Here is an 18969-nt window from a genome sequence, read left to right on the forward strand (position 1 = left end):
AGCCAGTGCTTTTTTTATTTATTCGCTAAAAGGCCTGTAGCGGGTAAATATTGTGCTGTATCAATTTTGCTGAAAGGTTTCATTTATTGTGCGTTCACGAGGATTAAGTATGACTAAACAATTTAAGGCGGAGATAAATTTTCATATGAAAGCAATTGATACTTCCCTTCTGGGACTGTTACATCCATGACTATCTTGCTGCGGAAATAATCTTTCTTTGTTCAATATATTTTGCCTATCGATGGAAAAATAACACCTTTACTTACTTTTCCCTTTAATCCGTACTTTTATTCCGGCAATTTCACTACTAAATTTTGTAGTTTTTATAAAATATAATTAGTTTTTAGGATTCATCCTATCTCGCAATTTAAAATATATGCTATTGCCTTGTTGTTAGTAATAACTATTAATAATCAGCGGTTTATGTCAGAATTGCGCAATGTTATCAATGTACTGAGTTGGCATCTTTAAGGATTTTCATCTAAAGTGAAATTCCTTCTTGAGAATTGTCCTAATTTGTAAAAAAATTAAATAATAGTATTTCAACAGGTCGGATATCATATTGAATTGAATTATCTGATCTGTAAAATCGTGTCATGATAGTCAATGAAAAGTAATATTATTGCAGCCTGTCCCTGCGACAGACTCGTGCGGTAGCTATGCCTTTTATTCATTATCTGAGCGTTTAACTGGACATGGATTTGCGTCATTTAGAGCGATTTAAATACCCTTTCCAAAACGCTCCAGGTCAACACAGTAATATATTTGCAATGGAAAAAAACGTTATGAACATGCGAATGGTATTGGCACTTCTTTTTGTCTTTGGCGTTTCGGCTTGTAAAGCGCCACCTAAGCCCGCCCCAACCGACGACACCATCGTCACCAGCGAAGTGAATGGTGTTACGTTGACACACCGCTATGCGGTGATTCCTCCGAAGGAATTCCAGCCTATCAAACAAGACTACCGCGCGCTGTACCCGGCATCGGTGATGAGCACCCCGGATTACGGCGGCAAAGTGATTCGCCAGCTGCAAGCCGGTAAAACTTACGTTGTACTGGGTCAGGTGGAACACTTCTGGATGGCGCTGGCCGATGAAGGTCAGGAAGAGCTGATTGGTTACGTGCCGATGCGTGCCGTGGTGAAAAGCGAGCTGTACGAGAAAACCCTGCGCGATGATAAACGCCGCGTCGTGCGTAAAAAACAGACCTGCGTGACTGTCGATGGCAGCGGTAAGGCTTGCAAAAACGCCAACTCCGGAACGTGGATCATCAATTAATCCAGCCGTGACGAGTACCTGGTATGAATAATAATTCGGTTGTACGCCAGATTAGCCTGGTGTTTTTCTTTGTGCTGGCCACCCTGGCCAGCGGTTGTGGCTCCTCTTCACACAGCGTACCTACCAGCTATAACCTTCAGTTCAGGGCTCATCCGCAAATCAATGAGTCCGCTCCCCTTAAAGTCAGGGTGTTGCTGTTGAAATCGGACGCGACATTTATGTCCGCCGATTTCTGGTCGCTGCAAAACAACGCAGATAGCGTACTTGGCGCCAACCTGCTGAACAGTGATGAATTTTTCCTGATGCCCGGCCAGTTGTCGAAAACGCTGAGCGGTAAAAGCGCGCCCGACGCGCGTTACATTGGCGTGATGGCGGAGTATCAGGCGCTGGATGGCAAAAAATGGCGGATGTCCTTACCGCTCCCGGTACAGGGAGAGACGCACTTCTACGAATTCTGGAAATCTTCGTCTGATGAACTGGAAGCCAACATCTTCCTCGACGTCAACGGCATCCGTGTGATTTCCAAATAGCGCCAGTCTTAACAGGAAAACCGTATGAACAAAGCAGAAAAGGTCGTGTGGACCGAAGGTATGTTTCTGCGTCCTCATCACTTTCAGCGCGCGGAAAGCTATCTGCAACATCATATACGCGAGTGGGGGACACTGCAGCGCCCGTATCTTTGGGGCTACCTTGATATCGAGCTCGACGATGCCATGCTGCGCCAGGGCTGTATTGCCCTGAGCTATGCCAGCGGTTTACTGCCGGATGGCACGTTCTTCTCATTCCACGATGCTCGCCAGGCGCCCACACCGCTGGCTATCCCGGACAACATCAACAATGAGCGCGTGGTACTGGCGCTGCCTGCCCGTCGCGGCGGGCGTGATGAGGTGATCTTTAGCGAAGAGAAAGACTCGCTGGCGCGTTACGTCACCTGGGAAAGTGAAGTCGATGACGATAACGCCATGTCCGTTGGACCGGCGGCGGTGCAGTTTGGCCGTCTGCGTCTGAAACTGATGCTGGAAAAAGATCTCTCGGCAGAATGGACGGCGATCGGTGTCGCCCATGTATTAGAAAAACGTAACGATAACCACGTTCGAATTGATAGCCGTTATATCCCGCCGATGCTGAATGCGGTTAACAACCCGGTGATTTACGCCAGTATCAACGATCTGGAAAGCTTGCTGAAGCAGCGTAGCCAGCAGATTGGCCAGCGTCTGCGCCAGCCGGGGCGTTTTAATACCTCCGAAATGGTTGAATTCACGCTACTGGCGTTGATTAACCACCATGTCGGTCAGATTTCCCATCTGAAAAGCCTGCCGATGATCCACCCGGAAGAGTTATGGCGAAGCTGGCTGGCGTTTGCCACCGAGCTGACCACCTGGACCGCGTCACGCTCGCCGGAAGAGACGCTGCCGGTTTATGACCATGACGATCTGGCCGGGTGTTTTGGCAAGTTACAACTGATGCTGCGCAGCGGGTTGTCGCTGGTGATGGAAGAACACGCCATCCAGCTACCACTCACCGAACGCACGCACGGGCTGAATATCGCCACCTTGCCGAGCACCACCATGGCGCGCGAGTTTGGTTTCGTGCTGGCGGTGAAAGCCAGCGTCCCTGGCGAAATCCTGCAAACCCATTTCCCGGCACAGATGAAAGTCGCGCCGGTGACCAAAATCCGCGACCTGGTGCAGTTGCAACTGCCGGGTATGAAGCTGCGCACCATGCCGGTCGCGCCGCCGCAAATTCCGTGGCATGCCGGTTACAACTATTTCGAACTGGAAAAGGGCGGCGAGCTGTGGAACGAAATGGAGAAATCGGGGGCTTTCGCGCTGCATCTGGCAGGTGAATTCCCGGGTCTTGATATGGAGTTTTGGGCCATCCGTAGCCCGACTGAATAATACAGCGAGCGCACAATATGCAGGAACAACAAGCCTCCGGCAGCGATGCCGCTCTGGCAGGAGCAAGTGGCAACAATCCTCTGGTCGCGGCCGCCAACCCGCTACTTAACGCGATACCGCAGATCCGTTATTCCGTTTCTCACGATGATCAAAGCGGTCTGCGCCAGCATCTGATTGATGAAATTCGTCGTTTTGAAGTGCGCTGCCAGCAATCCGGGTTGGCCTACGAAGTGATCGTCGGCGCCCGGTACTGTTTATGTACCGCCCTTGATGAAGCGGCGGCACTCACCCCGTGGGGAAGCCGTGGCGTCTGGTCCGGTAGCGGTCTGCTGGTGACGTTTCACAACGAAACCTGGGGCGGGGAGAAATTCTTCCAGCTTCTGGCGCGCTTATCGCAAAACCCGCGCGAGCATATCGCGCTGCTGGAGCTGATCAACTTCTGCCTGTTACTCGGTTTCGAAGGACGTTACCGGGTGATGGACAACGGCCGCACGCAGTTGGAAACCATCAAGCAGCGCTTGTGGCAGATGATTCGCGGTGTGCGCGGCAACTATCCGCCGCCGCTGTCGCCACATCCGGAAGATCAACCGGTCATGCGCAAACTGTGGCGTCCGGTTATTCCGCTGTGGGCATGTGTCGGGCTGGCGGGTTTTCTCGCGTGTCTGTTCTATATCGTCCTCAACTGGCGTCTGGGTGACAGCACCAACCCGGTGCTGGCGAAAATTTACCAGACGCAGTTGCCGGAAGCCTCCATTGAGCAACCGGTACAAAACGTGCAGCCGGTGCTTAACCTGCGCGCGTTTCTGCGCCCGGAAATTCAGGCAGGCCTGGTGGCGGTGCGCGATGAAGCCGATCGCAGCGTGGTAACGCTCAAAGGCGATGGCCTGTTTGCCTCGGGATCGACAGTGGCACGCGAAAGCTATGAACCGGTTATCGACCGCGTGGCGCAGGCGATGAATAACGTGAGCGGCAAAATTCTGGTGGTGGGCTTTAGTGACAACGTGCCGATCCGCAGTGCGCGTTTTGCCTCGAACTACGAGTTGTCGCTTGAGCGCGCGCGTTCTGTGCAGTCTCTACTGCAAAAACACCTGTCGCAACCGGCGCGTGTCAAAGCAGAAGGGCGAGGAGAGATGAACCCGATAGCGCCGAATAATTCGGCTGAAAACCGCGCCCGTAACCGCCGCGTTGAAATTACTTTGCTGGTGTCGCCGGGAAATACGGCTGCCGAGCTGAACGGATTGCCGCAAGGAAACTAAAGGATGAATATGTTGCTTTCATTGCTGACCAACCGCATTTTGTGGGGTTTCCTTGGCGTAACGGGGCTGGCCGCAGTTATCTGGATGATTGGCCCGCTGCTCTCCGTCGTGGATTCCCGCCCGCTTGAGTCTGAGCAAAACCGCATGATCACCATTGCGGTGATGTACCTGATTTGGGTTCACAGCCACATTGTGCCGCGTCTTTACAACGCCTGGCTCAACCGCAAGCTGATGGACAACCTGAAAAGCGAAGAAGCGAAAGATCCGGTTGAGCGCAAACGTCTCAATAATGAAGATCAGGTGCTGAACGAGCGTTTCGAAGAAGCCGCGCAGGTACTGAAAAAAGCGCACTTCAACCAGCCTGGTCAACGCGGACAGTGGGCGCAGCGCTTCAGCACCCAGTATCTGTATCAACTGCCGTGGTATGTGATTATCGGTGCGCCGGGTTCCGGTAAAACCACGGCGCTGGTGAACTCCGGCCTGCAATTCCCGCTGGCCGATCGCTTCGGTAAAACTGCGCTGCGCGGAATTGGTGGTACGCGTAACTGCGACTGGTGGTTTACCAACGAAGCGGTGCTGCTTGATACCGCCGGGCGCTACACCACGCAGGAGAGTGAACAAGTTCAGGATGCGAGCGAATGGCTGAAATTTCTTGGCCTGTTGCAAAAGTATCGCCGCCGTCAGCCGATCAACGGCGTGATTGTGACGATCAGCATTGCCGATCTGCTCACTCAATCAGCAGAAGCGTCGCGCGAACAGGCGCTCAACCTGCGCCAGCGCTTGACCGAGTTGCATGAACAGCTGGGGATCCGTTTCCCGGTGTATGTGCTGGTCACTAAAGCGGACTTGTTGAAAGGTTTTCGCGCGTACTTTGCCGGGTTTGATAAAGCGCAGCGCGATCAAATCTGGGGTTTCACCTTCCCGTGGGAAAAAGCCAAACTGGCGGATTTCGACCTGCAGGGCAGTTTTCTTCAGGAATTCGCACTGCTGCAACAGCGCCTGGACGCGGCACTGCCGGATACGCTGCTACGTGAAAGCGATGCGCAAGCCCGCGCGGAATGTTTCCTGTTTCCGCAGGAGTTCGCTGCGCTGCGCCCGCTGCTGGCAGACTATCTGAACACCATTTTTGCCCGCTCCAACTTTGAAACCGAGTTTTCTCCGCGCGGGATCTATTTCGCCAGCGGTACGCAGGAAGGTCTGCCGTTTGACCGCGTCATGGGCGAGCTGAACCGCGCGTTGTCGCTGCCACAGGGCAAATCAGGCGATAACTGGGATTCGGTCAGCAAAGACGAACCGGTGCCGGGCGGGAAAGGGCAGAGCTTCTTTATCAAGCATCTGCTGCAAAACGTTATCTTCCAGGAAGCCGGTATCGCCGGGCAAAACCGCTGGTGGGAACTGCGCAGCCGGGCGGTGATTTGGTCCGGTTATGCGGCGCTGCTGGCGCTGCTGATTATTATCAGCGCCTTGTGGTTTACCAGCTACGGCAACAACCGTGATTATCTGGATGAAGTGCAGGCCAAAGTGCCCGCGCTGGAAAGCCAGATCAAAGCGCTGCGTAACCGCCAACAGGGCGATCTCTTTGCCTTGCTGCCGCTGCTCAATGGCCTCTCTGCGCTGCCGGAAAGCGAGAAGTTTGACGTCAATAACCCGCCGATCACCCGCCGTATGGGGCTGTATCGCGGTAACGATGTGGCAGACGCCTCGCAAACGCTGTATCAGAAAGCGCTGCAACAGATGCTGCTGCCGGAAGTGGCGATGCGCATCACCACCTGGTTGCGTAACGACAATGGCAGCGATGTTGAATACAGCTATGAGGCGCTGAAAGCCTATCAAATGCTGTATCAGCCGAAGCATTACGACGGTAAGTTCCTGCACGCGTGGGTGATGCTCAATCTGCAACGTAACCTGCCGCAGAACGTCACCAAAGCGCAGTTAAGCCAGCTTGAGTGGCACTTGACGCAACTGCTGGAGCCGCAAATTCAGTCGTCGCCGTATGCCAAAGACGAGGCACTGATCAGCCGTGAACAGGTGTTAATCAACCAGCAACCGCTCTCTACCCGCGTTTACGGGCGGCTGAAACGCCTGCTGGAGCGCGATGAAAACCTGAAATCGGTGTCGCTGGCAACGCTGGGCGGCCCGCAGAGCGAACTGGTCTTTTCACGTAAAAGCGGCAAACCGGTCGGTGAAGGACTGCCGGGTTTGTATACCCCGGAGGGTTACTGGAACAGTTTCAACGCTCAAATCGCGCCGGTCACCGCCTCGCTGCATGAAGATGATGTCTGGGTGCTCGGTTCCACCACGCAAGCGGAAGACAAACAACAAACCGATAACGCGGTACGTCAGTTGTATGCGCGTGATTTTATCGCCATCTGGGATAACTTCCTGAGCGACATCCAGCTCAACAACAGCGCGGATCTGAACCAGCGCATCAACACTGCGCGGCTCCTTTCCGGCAATAACTCGCCGCTGCGTCGCCTGGTTATCAACCTCAGCCAGCAGTTGAAACTCAGCCGCGATGAAGTGAGCGATGGCAAAGAGAAAGCGCCGGAGAGCAGCAACCGTGGCACGCAGATGCTTGAAACGCTGTTCAGCAACCATGACGGCGCGTCAGCCACGGCAAACGCCGCCGCCAGCCAGACGCCGGAACAGCGTGTCACCGAACACTTCGCGCCGATCATTGAACTGGCACAGCCGCTGGAGAAGGGTGGCAAAACCATTGTGTTTGATGATTTTCTCAAACAAGTGGATGAGCTTTATCGTTACCTGACCGCCGTGCAGGATGCCGCCAACAGCGGGATGCCACCGCCGGGCGGTGAAGCGATTAGCCGTTTGCAGGCCAGCGCCGGACGTTTACCGGGCGGGCTGCAAACCATGTTCAGCAATATGGCGGTCGGGGCGAGCAGTGATACCCAGCGTCGGGATATGGAAAATGTGCGCAAGCGCATCAGCGTTGAGGTTGGCAGCTTTTGCCGCCAGGCCATCGCCGGACGTTACCCGTTAGTCCGTTCCGCCAGCACCGAAGTTACCCCGGACGATCTGGCGCGCATGTTTGCCCCCGGCACCGGTCTGATGGATGTCTTTTTTCGTGACAATCTGACCAACAAAGTGGATACCACCCAGGCAACCTGGCGCTTTATGCCGGGTATCGATGGTAAAACTTTGCCGGGCAGTGAAGGCGTGCTGGTGCCGTTTCAGCAAGCGCAATCAATTCGTGATGCGTTCTTTGCCAACGGCAGCGCAACACCGTCGTTTCGCACCACGGTGCGGACGGTGCGCATGGATAACACCATCCTGAATATGACGCTGGATGTAGACGGGCAAATCCTTCGCTACAGCCACGGTCCGCAGGCGGTGCAAATCGTCAACTGGCCGGGTTCAGGCGGCACCAACCAGGTGCGGATGCAATTAGGGCTGGTCAATGGCACGACAGCAACGCTTGTGACCAACGGCGCCTGGGCGCTGAACCGCTTTTTCGATAAAGCGCGTGTCAGCCCCGGCAGTAGCAGCCTGAGCCGCCAGGCGACATTCACGGTTGACGGACATCAGGTGACGCTGGAATTCGCGCCGAACAGCATCCGCAACCCGTTCCAGCTTCCACGTTTCGCATGTCCTTGAACTGCAAAGGAACGCCTAATGACTACGACTTCTGCAATTAGCTGGTATGGAAAACTGCCCAGTGCGGGCGATTTTTTACAACGCCGTTTTCCTGATGCGCTTCAGCGTCAGTGGTCCCACTGGTTTCAGGTGGGGTTGATGAACTGGCAGAAAGAAGAACAGCGCGCAAGCGACCGGCAGTTCAGCAATGCGCCAATCTGGAATTTTGTTGTTCCGCCGATGCTCGGCGGGCAGCAGGTGCAAATGGGCTGCCTGCTGCCCGGTCGCGACAGCGTGGGTCGCCAGTATCCGCTGTGTGCGTTGATGGCGATTAATCCGCTGGAGTGGTCGCCACGCCATTTAGCGAAGGCGGGCGACTGGTATGAACAACTCGGGCGCACCATGCTGCATGCCGTGCGCAATGGTTTTTCGCCCGAACAGCTCGACCAGGCGCTGCTCTCCATTCCACCTGTGCAACTGGTGGAGCCGGAAACGCGCTCGGAAATTCTGGATGTGATTGGTTATGAAGGCGACGGCGAATCAACCATCGGCTGGCGACAGGCCGCTGAATGTTTTGATCCGCTGCGCCAGATAAGTTTCTGGTGGACCAACCGCAGCGATGGCTACCCGCTCTACACGCATGTGCACAGCGGCAACTTTACCGGCCAGTTATTCACGCTGTTGTTTGAGCCAGCGGGTGGCGCAAGACCCGGTCGCCACGGCCTCTACCCACCGATGTTTGAAGAATAAGCAGGTTGCGGATGACTATAGAATCGTTACTCGCTCCGGTCAGCCCGGAGCAACCGTGTGGTGAGAACCTGGAGTACGACGCCGATTTCCAGGCAATGGAGCAGGCGAGCCTCGGTAAAGCCGAGCAGCAGTTTGGCAGCACCATCATTCCCGCTGAACCGGCAGACTGGACGCGGGTGGAAAAACTGGCAACCGGGCTTCTGGCACGCACCAAAGATATCCGCGTGATGATGGCATTAACCCACGCATGGACTAGACGCCGTGGGCTGGAAGGCTATGCTGATGGTTTAATGCTGCTAGGCCAGGCGCTGGCGCTGTACTGGGATCAGCTCTGGCCTTCGCTGACCGACGGCGGCGAATTCGACCCGTTTTATCGCATTAATGCGCTGGCGGGGTTAAGCGATAAATCTGCGCTGACCACCACGCTGCGTCAGGCGCCGCTGTTGCGCAGCAATGGCGATGAGCTGAACGTGCGCGACGCGCAGGCGTTGCTCGACGGCAGCAAAACTGAATGTGCAGGCTACCCCGGCGGTCGGGTGCGTCTGATTGATGAGCTTACGCGCGGCGGTCAGCCTGGCATTGAGGCTATCGGTCAAATCGAAGGGCGTCTGCAAACTATCCGTACATGGCTGCTGGAACAACTGGGCGAAAGCGGGGTGCCGGAAATGGAACAGTTACTCAAAACGGTTGGGTTAATCGCCGGTGTCAGCCGCGCGTCCCGTAGTGAAGAGCAACAAATATCAGAACCCACGGCGTCAACGGATAACGCGCCGCAACCAGTCGTCGCGGCACCGCTGGCGGCGCATACCGACTGGCGAACTGCGCAGGTGACCACGCGTGCCGATGCGCAACTGATGCTGGAAAAAGTGAAGCAATATTTCACTCAGCACGAGCCGAGCCACCCCGCGCCGTTGATGATTGACCGCGTGCAGCGGCTAATCGAACTGGACTTTATGGAGATTATTCGCGATCTGGCGCCCGATGGCGTGAATCAACTACAAAACATCTTTGGGCGTCAGGACTGACGCGTACCGAGTTATGACGGCAGGCGTGTTGCCGGTCGTCAAACCTTCACCGCGCATATTCGATGGAGAACATCATGGCAATAAGTAACAGTGGTCAGAAATTTATCGCCCGCAACCGTGCCCCCCGCGTACAGATTGAGTACGACGTGGAAGTGTACGGCGCGGAGCGCAAAATCCAGCTTCCGTTTGTGATGGGCGTAATGGCGGATCTGGTAGGGAAACCGGTGGAGAACTTACCCTCTATTGAGGATCGTAAATTCCTCGAAATCGACGTCGACAACTTCGACGAACGCATGAAAGCGCTGAAACCGCGCGTGGCGTTCAACGTCGACAACACGCTGACCGGTGAAGGTCGTCTGAACGTCGATTTAACTTTCGACAGCATGGATGACTTCCTGCCGGACGCGGTGGCCCGCAAAGTCGAGCCGCTGAACAAGCTACTGGAAGCGCGCACTCAGCTCTCCAATCTGCTGACCTATATGGACGGCAAAAACGGCGCGGAAGAACTGATTGCCAAAGTGTTGCAGGACCCAACCCTGCTGAAATCGCTCAGCCAGTTACCAAACGGTGAAGACAGTGCGCAAGGTAAAGAGGAGTAAACCATGAGCAACCCTTCTCAACAGCAAGAACTGCAGCAGGGCGCACAGGCCTTCAGCCAGGATGAATTCAGTGCGCTGCTCAGCAAAGAGTTCCGTCCGAAAACGGACCAGGCGCGCTCAGCGGTAGAAAGCGCGGTGAAAACGCTGGCGCAACAGGCGCTGGAAAACACCGTTACGTTCTCTAGCGACACCTACCGCACCATTCAAAACCTGATTGCCGGTATTGATGAAAAGCTGTCGCAGCAGATTAACCAGATCATCCACCACGAAGATTTCCAGAAACTGGAAAGCGCGTGGCGCGGTCTGAGCCATCTGGTGAACAACACCGAAACCGACGAGATGCTGAAAATCCGCTTTATGAGCATCTCCAAGCAGGAACTGGGTCGTAACCTGAAACGCTACAAAGGCGTGGGCTGGGACCAGAGCCCGCTGTTCAAAAAAATCTACGAAGAAGAGTACGGTCAGTTCGGTGGTGAGCCGTTTGGCTGCCTGGTCGGTGACTACTACTTCGATCACAGCCCGCAGGATGTCGAACTGCTGGGTGAAATGGCGCGCATTGGCGCGGCGGCGCACTGCCCGTTCATTACCGGTACTGCGCCGAGCGTGATGCAGATGGAATCCTGGCAGGAGCTGGCGAACCCGCGCGATCTGACGAAAATCTTCCAGAATACCGAATACGCCGCCTGGCGTTCACTGCGTGAATCTGAAGATGCCCGTTACCTTGGGCTGGTGATGCCGCGCTTCCTGTCGCGTCTGCCGTACGGTATTCGCACCAACCCGGTTGACAGCTTCGATTTCGAAGAAGAGACCGACGGCGCGAACCACAACAATTATTCGTGGGCGAACGCCGCGTATGCGATGGCAACGAACATTAACCGTTCGTTCAAAGAGTACGGCTGGTGTACGTCGATTCGCGGTGTGGAATCCGGTGGTGCAGTAGAGAATCTGCCGTGCCATACCTTTCCGAGCGATGACGGCGGCGTGGACATGAAGTGCCCGACCGAGATCGCCATCAGCGATCGTCGCGAAGCGGAACTGGCGAAAAACGGCTTTATGCCGCTTATCCACCGTAAAAACTCCGACTTCGCCGCGTTTATTGGTGCGCAGTCGCTGCAAAAACCGATGGAGTACCACGACGCCGATGCTACCGCTAACGCGCGTCTGGCGTCGCGTCTGCCGTATCTGTTCGCCTGCTGCCGCTTTGCGCACTACCTGAAGTGCATTGTGCGCGACAAAATCGGCTCCTTCCGCGAGCGTGACGAAATGGAACGCTGGCTGAACGACTGGGTGATGAACTACGTCGATGGCGACCCGGCGAACTCCTCGCAGGAAACCAAAGCGCGTAAACCGCTGGCGGCGGCAGAAGTGCAGGTGCAGGAAATCGAAGACAACCCGGGCTACTACGCGGCGAAATTCTTCCTGCGTCCGCACTACCAGCTGGAAGGTCTGACTGTTTCTCTGCGTCTGGTATCGAAACTGCCATCGCTGAAAACCAAAGAGGCGTAAGCCAGACGGGCCAACCTCGTTAACCACAAGGATGTGACGATGCGACATCGCATTATGTTAGCCGGTCTGTTGTTCTGCTCAGCGTTGAGCTGGGCAGAACAGGATTACACGCCGCGTGCGCAGGCGTTACCGCAAGACGATACCGCCAATTTTTTGCGCGACCCGGCGTTGCTTACCAGCCAGGATGTGAATCTGCGCGGCGAACGCTTTTTCAACGCCTGGACATCAAAAAGCAACGAGCGCGAGCGCATTAAAGCCGATCTCTATTTATTAGGCGTATTGGATACCACGGAGGGGACGGTCTGGTGCAGTTATCGACGGCTCAAATCCATCACACTACATGAAATTGTGTATCGCTATTTTCGCGACTTGCCACCTGAAAGGCTGAAGCAAGAGCGCGCGTCGAGATTAATTATTGAAGCGATGACTCAGCATCACGGCGATTGCGAAAAGAGCCAACCATCGCGGAATAAATAACGCGAGCGAATTATCTGAATGCTAATAGTGATATTTCCGTAACGCAACGTCGTTATATTGGCGTCAGTATGTCATGAATTCTTTCTCTCAACTGAGGGAATGAGTGTTTCTGAACAGATGCATAATCTTTTCAGAATCAAACGAGGCAGAGGTAAAATATGGACGGTTTTATTCGGCCCCATGCTTACCCGTTTGCCATATAAGCGCTTTTTCGAAAGCAATATTTATCATTAACGAAGAGTAAATATTATGGCTATTGATATGTTTCTGAAGGTCGATGGAGTTACGGGTGAATCTAAAGACTCTAACCACACCGGCTGGACTGATATCACATCTTTTTCCTGGGGTGCTTCACAACCTGGAAACATGAGCGTTGGCGGTGGCGGCGGTGCCGGTAAAGTCAATTTTAATGACCTGCATGTTAACGCACTCATTGATAAATCCACGACGGCTATCCTGAAACATTGCTCTAGCGGCAAACACTTGACCAAAGTTGAGCTGTCTGTCTGCAAAGCAGGTGGCCAGCAGGTTGAGTACGCTCGCATCACCCTGGAAGATGTGCTGGTCACGTCTGTTCAGTACACCGGCGCTGACAACGGCGACACCGTGGGTGTGACCTATGCATTCCAGGCTGCGAAAGTGAAACAGCAGTACTGGGAGCAATCCTCCTCCGGCGGTAAAGGTGCTGAAACCAGCGCTGGCTGGAACATCAAAGAAAACAAAGAAGCGTAATCGCTGTGGTGAGCCCGCAAGGGCTCACCCTGTTTCGTTTCTGGTAAATCACTATTTAATCTTTAAATTGCTGTCTCTTTTTATGTTGAGTTAATCGCGTTTTCCCCAACAAAATAATTTGCTACTCAAACGCAGCCGCTTTTATGAAAGCTGTTTCTTTTGAGTGCGTATAAATATTGAAGAATATTTTGAGGATGAACGAATGAGTGTTATGCGCAAGGGTGATCGTGGTACGAATGTTAAAGAGTTACAGCAGCTGCTGAATAAATCGGGAGCGAAAGTCGGTGAAGATGGTATTTTCGGCTTAAAAACTGAAATAGCCGTCAAACAATTTCAGGCGAAGCAGAATTTACACGTTGATGGAATTGTCGGGCGACGCACCCTTGCTGCATTGGGTAAACCGGTCACCACCCGCGCGCCGCAACCGCCTATCTCCGGCAGCGCCGGGCGGCAGGCTGTCGGCGCCATGGATATCTCCGCAAGTGGCATGACCTTTATTTTTCATCGCGAGGCCTGGGCGAACAAAAGTTGTTACTTGCACTGGCCAGGCGGCGCGAGCGGCGTGACGCTCGGGCCGGGCTACGACATGAAAGAGCGCTCCGAGCAATCTATCAAAGCGAAAATGATTGAAATCGGCATTGATGCTGTCACCGCGGAAAAAATCAGTAAAGCCGCCAGATTGCACGACGACCAGGCAAGTCAGTTTGTCGCGGATAACGCAAAACTGGTGCGCCTGACGGCCGATCAAGAAACAAATTTACTGCGTGCAACCGTTCCGCCGTACGTTAACGCGGTGAGAAATGGTATTTTTGTGCCGCTAAAGCAGTATGAATTCGACGCGCTGGTTTCCTTTGCCTATAACCCCGGCGGGCGGCTGAGCAACGTGTTTGGTTTTATCAACCGCGGGCAGATCTCTGACGCGATGACCGAGATTAAGCGCGCCAATACCAGCAAACACAAAGTTATGAAGGGTTTGATTAATCGTCGTAATTTTGAAGTGAATCTTTTCTTAAACGGCGACTACGGGACAAATTGATCAATGACGACTCACAATAAACAAATCGTAGCGGCAACGCTCACTTGCCTGGCATTGTTCTCTGCGGCGGTGCAGGCGGGCAACTCACCTGTACAAGGCGAGTGGCAGGTAGAGAAAGCGTTTATTAATACCGAAACTGAACGCACCCTGAACTATCAGTTCAATGATGATCGCCTTGTTGGGCGCTTTCTGAGCGTGACACCGCAAGGTATCAGCACCACGTTGCCTGGCGGGTCAAATTGCCAGTCACCGACAATGAAAGAAAATAGCAGCACGCTGGATGCCTGGGTTGCAGCAACGCAGTCTATCCCGGAGAAAGACGCGGCGAAAACTTATGAGCTGGGGTTAGACGGGAAAGCGAAAACGCAGGTCGAAAATATTACCTGCGCTTCGGGTCACTTTGCCAACGGCGATGCGGGTAGCGACGCCAGTCTGGCGTTAGTTAACCAGCGCTTACTGCTGAACTGGACGGATGGCACCATCCTTTTACTCACCCCAGTGGATAAAAACAGCAAACCGCAGGCCTCGTTTGATTGTGCAAAAGCGGCGTCTGCGCCGGAAAAAGCAATCTGCGGCGATCGCGAGCTGGCGGCGCTGGATAACAGCGTTGCCCGTTCTTACCGTTCGTTTCGCAAAGAAGCGGTAAGCCTGGGCAATAAAGATCTGGAAAACAAACTGCAATCGCAGCAGAAAGCCTGGTTAAGCCAGCGCAATAGCTGCAATGGCGATGTGCAATGCCTGAAAAAATCGATGAACGATCGTCTGGAAACACTGGCGCACAGCCTGGATGGGGTCTGAGTCGTTTCGTGTAAAAGGGATGGCGAACGGCCATCCCTGCTAAAAATAAAACCGTGTATGTATTGAATGCGCGTTACTGGCCTGGATGAAAGGGAAAATATGACAGGAAGTATCATTCGATTTACCCCGGCGCGCGTGAAATGGGTCGCGCTAGCGGGAATGAAAGCGGTGCAGCGCGACTGGCTTAAAAAACGCAATCAGTGCCAGGCCGACACCGCCTGCTTAACAAAATCGATGCAAGATCGGACCTTTGAATTGGTCAGTAAAATCCAGTAAAACAAGAGACTTATCCGGTGGCTGCGCCGGGTTCGCGAACGTCAACCTTCTTTTCGCTTGTCTTCAAACGCAGCCGTTTTAGCTAAAGCGGCACCGTTTGAGTGCACATAACTCCAGCAGGAATACGCGATGCGATTCACTATTATTACCAGTAAACCCGGTCATCAGCCGCCACAAAATAGCTGCGACTTTTATCCCCCGGGCGGCACCATTGGCCGCGGCACGGACAACAATCTGGTGCTGCCGGACAACGACCGTTCCATTTCACGTTTGCAGGCGATTGTTCATATCGCCGGAAATGGCGAATGCCGCGTCACCAACCGTGGCAACGTAACCCGCGTCGTACTGAATGACATCCCCCTGGAACGTGGTCGTCAGGTTGAACTGCAAGATGGCGATATTCTTGGCATCGATGAATACCGTATTGAAGTCACCGATCTGATTCAGGATACCCGTCCTGTTACCCGCATGGCTGAAGAGATGTACCCGAAGCCAGCGCAGCCGCAGGTGGCAAAAACGGCACCTGCTCCGGCGCAGAAAAACGCGGCAGAAGGCGCACCGGCGTCCGTGCCGACGGAAATCTGGGACAGCCTGATGCAGGAGTTTTCCATCTCCGACAGTATCTCCAGCAGCCGCACGAAACCGCAGGAAGCGCAAAACCTCAATCCGTTCGCCGCGCCGAAAGGGCCGGAACGTAACCCGGAAGATCCGCTGTCGCTGCTCAATAACAACGAACCGCTGGTGACGCCGAAAGCGCTGGCTTCCGATCAACTGTTCAACGATGAGCAGTTGTTTAAAAACGACAGCATTTTCAATGATGCCACGCCATCAGCGCTGGTGCCGCCGGTTGAACCGACACAAAAACCACACACGCCGGATAGCGATGAACTCGATCCTTTGGCGCTGTTTGGCGGCAGTGGTAGTACACAGCAAACCCGCAGCGACGATCCGCTTGGCCTGCTGAGTGGTGCGGTGCCGCTGGCGCATGCCGACGAACTGGTCGCGCAGAAACCGGCCGAGCCACAGTCGATCATTACCGATCTGAACACGCCGGAACCGCCGCCAACTGCCCAGCCGATTATTACCGAGCTGCGCCCGGAAGATTTAAGCGCGACACCGCTGTTTGCCGACAACGCGCCAGTTTCCGCGCCGGAAGAGGCGCAAGAGCCACGGGATTATGCCGGGATCACTTTGCCAACGCCGCAGACGGTACAACGCAGCGCTGCGCAAACACCGAAAGGGCGTCTGCGTATCGACCCGGTGCAAAGCAATGAGGCAAAAAGCGTGCCGTCTGCCAGCAGTGGTGACGGCAGCGATGTGCTGAAAGGCGAACTGCTCGACGCGCTGCTGGAGGGAATGGGGCTTGGCGACATGCAGCCGGTGCCGCAGTTTGATAAAGAAAATATGCGCCAGTTTGGTCAGATGCTGAGCATGTTCTCACAGGGCACCGTCGCGCTGTTATCGTCGCGTTCTATTCTTAAGCGCGGCGTAAAAGCGGACATGACGATGGTGCTGGACGATGCCAACAACCCGTTCAAACTGCTACCGTCCGGTAAAACCGTGCTGATGCAGATGTTCGGTACGCGTATGCCAGGCTTTATGCCGCCGAAAAAATCGGTGCGCGATGCGCTGATCGATTTACAGGCGCACCAACTGGGGATGATCTCCGGGATTCGCGCCATTATTGCCGCCATGCTGCAGCAGTTTAACCCGGAGCAACTGGAAGATGACGCCAAACGCGACGGTGCGACGGCGCGGCTTGGTGTGCTCTCCAACCGTAAAGCCGCCTTGTGGGATTACTACGTCCGCACCTACGCCCAGACGGCCGGTGAGATTGACGATGACTTCCATACCCTGTTTGGCGAAGCGTTTCTCCACGCTTACGACATGGAAGTCAACCAGTACAAAGACTCACAAAGCGGATCGGAAGAATGAATATCAGCACGGCCTCTATTTCGCGACAGGGCGAACGTGCCAGTAATCAGGATCAGACCGGGGAAACCATCGGCGAACGCGCCGCCTGCTTTGTGGTCTGCGACGGGATCGCCGGTTTACCCGGCGGTGACGTGGCGGCGCAACTGGCGCGAAACGCCATTATCACCCGGTTCGACGGTGATGAGCACCTTAATGCCCAGTACATTCGTCAGTACGTGAATGGCGCGAATCGCGCCATTCGCGAAGAGCAAAAAGCGGTGCGGGATTATCACCGTATGGGCACCACCATGGTGAGCCTGTTTATCGACCGCGATTACCAGCTCGCCTACTGGGCGCACGCGGGTGACAGCCGTTTGTACCTGTTTCGTCGCGGCTGGCTTTATCACGTCACCACCGATCACAGCCTTGTCCAGCAGATGAAAGACGCCGGGCACCAGACTGAAGGTATCAACGGTAACTTGCTCTATTTCGCGTTGGGGTTGGGCGAGGATGAGCGTGAACCGAGCTACAGTGATGTGGTGCCGATTGAAGATGGCGATGCTTTTTTACTGTGCACGGACGGTTTCTGGCACGGCGTCACCGAGGAACAGATGCAACAGTCGCTGCACATGGTCAATACGCCGGATGAGTGGCTGACATTGATGAATCAAATCCTGCTGAAAAACGGTGTCGGGGCGCAGACCCAGCAGGACAACTATAGCGCCGTAGCGGTGTGGATGGGCACGCCTCAGGAGACGACGCTTTTGCATACGCTCTCTGAAGCCGCGCAGTTTTTCCCTCTTCGTGATTGATACAGCTTACAAGGACTTTTATGAAACTTTGGCTACCGGGTTTGGCCCTGCTGGCAGTGTGTGGCAGCGTGCAGGCAGAAAACTACCGCATCGTGCAATCGCCTTCGCAAAAACTGGATGTCTGGATCGACAACATCGCCGATAACACGCCAAAAAGCTGGTGTGCGAAGACACTGCCGCTGCGCATTGTCGCCAGCGGCGATAAAAAACCCTCGGTACTGAACACCTTTTTACCGCGTCTTGGCGCGCTGCTGGAAAACCAGTGCGGCACGCTGACGCAGGTGCGCTGGAAACTGACCGACCCACAAGGCGCGACGCTGGCTGAAGGCACCGCCGATAAAGCCAAAGAGTGGGATCCGGTAGTCACCTCAACCGGTGCGACTACCGCGCCAGCCGCAACCCCAACCTCCGGATTAATTGCGCCTACCGGGCGTGCTGAAGATCTCTCGCCGCCCGCCAGCCGTGCGCCGTGGCAGGAGTTCACTTTGCAGGATGGCTGCCATCTGCGCACGTTCTGGCAGGGCGGCGCCAGTACGCCCGCGCTGTTTATTCCCGCCAAAGAAGATGGCAAGTGTGAGAAGGGCGGCTGGCTGAACGGGCGCAGCGTGGTGACGCAACTCAGCAACGGCGTGGAAAAGAAAATCACCATGACCTTTGTACACGGTTTCCCGGTCAGTGGCCTGAATGCCAATGTGGATGCGGATCGCCTGTTGATCACTACCGTCAACAACGAACGGATGGTGGTCAGCGAAGGCACTCTGGCGCAGAGCTGGATGATCCTGCCGTATGTTGACGCCCTTAATGGCTGGCAGGCCAACGGCACCGTGGCGGTGGAAATCTCTCGCGATGTGGCTAATGACGAAGCGCGTTTACAGGCACGTATTGAAGAAGTACGCAAAGCGTGGACGCCGTGGTTTGAACCGGGCACTCACCTGAACATTTTGCTGATTGACTCGCTGCACCCGCAGTTGCGCAACCCGGCGGTTGGCACCTACAAAACCGTTAACTAAGGAGCGGCG

At 54.7% G+C, this 18969-nt stretch carries 17 protein-coding genes; all 17 read left to right on the forward strand.

The genetic code is table 11. From position 1 onward, the window contains the following. The first annotated feature begins 785 nt into the window (after positions 1-785). The 17 genes from E0L21_RS11825 to E0L21_RS11900 all read left to right on the forward strand — a co-directional run bounded on the left by E0L21_RS11825 (position 786) and on the right by E0L21_RS11900 (position 18960). Complete coding sequence (locus E0L21_RS11825; protein ID WP_017457009.1) at positions 786-1277, forward strand: hypothetical protein; 492 nt, start codon at positions 786-788, stop codon at positions 1275-1277. A 23-nt stretch (positions 1278-1300) separates the two neighbouring features. Next, entirely contained in the window at positions 1301-1807 is a 507-nt protein-coding gene (gene tssJ / locus E0L21_RS11830) for a type VI secretion system lipoprotein TssJ (protein ID WP_016495647.1), read from the forward strand. 24 nt (positions 1808-1831) lie between these two features. Then, a complete protein-coding gene (gene tssK / locus E0L21_RS11835) occupies positions 1832-3175 on the forward strand; it encodes a type VI secretion system baseplate subunit TssK (protein ID WP_131409688.1) in 1344 nt (447 codons plus the stop codon). 17 nt (positions 3176-3192) lie between these two features. Beyond that, complete coding sequence (locus E0L21_RS11840) at positions 3193-4431, forward strand: DotU family type VI secretion system protein (protein WP_097405798.1); 1239 nt, start codon at positions 3193-3195, stop codon at positions 4429-4431. Positions 4432-4434: 3 nt separating this feature from the next. Next, on the forward strand, positions 4435-8046 hold the full coding sequence (gene tssM, locus E0L21_RS11845) for a type VI secretion system membrane subunit TssM (protein WP_131409691.1): 3612 nt from the start codon (positions 4435-4437) through the stop codon (positions 8044-8046). A gap of 18 nt (positions 8047-8064) precedes the next feature. Next, positions 8065-8775, forward strand: a complete 711-nt coding sequence (gene tagF, locus E0L21_RS11850) for a type VI secretion system-associated protein TagF (RefSeq protein WP_131409693.1) — start codon at positions 8065-8067, stop codon at positions 8773-8775. 11 nt (positions 8776-8786) lie between these two features. Next, positions 8787-9800, forward strand: a complete 1014-nt coding sequence (gene tssA, locus E0L21_RS11855) for a type VI secretion system protein TssA (protein ID WP_131409695.1) — start codon at positions 8787-8789, stop codon at positions 9798-9800. A 74-nt stretch (positions 9801-9874) separates the two neighbouring features. Then, entirely contained in the window at positions 9875-10399 is a 525-nt protein-coding gene (gene tssB / locus E0L21_RS11860; protein ID WP_131409697.1) for a type VI secretion system contractile sheath small subunit, read from the forward strand. 3 nt (positions 10400-10402) lie between these two features. Then, entirely contained in the window at positions 10403-11905 is a 1503-nt protein-coding gene (gene tssC, locus E0L21_RS11865) for a type VI secretion system contractile sheath large subunit (RefSeq protein ID WP_016495654.1), read from the forward strand. Between the two features lie 39 nt (positions 11906-11944). Further along, complete coding sequence (locus tag E0L21_RS11870) at positions 11945-12382, forward strand: Rap1a/Tai family immunity protein (protein WP_131409699.1); 438 nt, start codon at positions 11945-11947, stop codon at positions 12380-12382. Positions 12383-12631: 249 nt separating this feature from the next. Then, positions 12632-13114 (forward strand): Hcp family type VI secretion system effector, encoded by a 483-nt coding sequence (locus E0L21_RS11875; protein WP_023480099.1) that lies wholly within the window; start codon positions 12632-12634, stop codon positions 13112-13114. A 202-nt stretch (positions 13115-13316) separates the two neighbouring features. After that, positions 13317-14150 carry a peptidoglycan-binding protein gene (locus E0L21_RS11880; protein WP_131409701.1) on the forward strand — a complete coding sequence of 278 codons (834 nt, stop codon included), beginning with the start codon at positions 13317-13319 and terminating at the stop codon, positions 14148-14150. Positions 14151-14153: 3 nt separating this feature from the next. Then, positions 14154-14948 (forward strand): lysozyme inhibitor LprI family protein, encoded by a 795-nt coding sequence (locus E0L21_RS11885; RefSeq protein ID WP_131409703.1) that lies wholly within the window; start codon positions 14154-14156, stop codon positions 14946-14948. A gap of 99 nt (positions 14949-15047) precedes the next feature. After that, positions 15048-15224, forward strand: coding sequence for a lysozyme inhibitor LprI family protein (locus E0L21_RS24995; RefSeq protein ID WP_165501906.1), 177 nt, complete (start codon positions 15048-15050; stop codon positions 15222-15224). Between the two features lie 129 nt (positions 15225-15353). Next, entirely contained in the window at positions 15354-17159 is a 1806-nt protein-coding gene (gene tagH / locus E0L21_RS11890) for a type VI secretion system-associated FHA domain protein TagH (protein WP_131409705.1), read from the forward strand. Further along, positions 17156-17950, forward strand: a complete 795-nt coding sequence (locus E0L21_RS11895; protein ID WP_131409707.1) for a PP2C family protein-serine/threonine phosphatase — start codon at positions 17156-17158, stop codon at positions 17948-17950. The genes tagH and E0L21_RS11895 overlap by 4 nt, the downstream gene beginning before the upstream one ends. A 20-nt stretch (positions 17951-17970) precedes the next feature. Next, positions 17971-18960 (forward strand): hypothetical protein, encoded by a 990-nt coding sequence (locus E0L21_RS11900; RefSeq protein ID WP_131409709.1) that lies wholly within the window; start codon positions 17971-17973, stop codon positions 18958-18960. Positions 18961-18969 lie beyond the last annotated feature (9 nt).

Origin of the sequence: Kosakonia quasisacchari (genome assembly GCF_004331415.1) — a bacterium.
Lineage (GTDB): Bacteria > Pseudomonadota > Gammaproteobacteria > Enterobacterales > Enterobacteriaceae > Kosakonia > Kosakonia quasisacchari.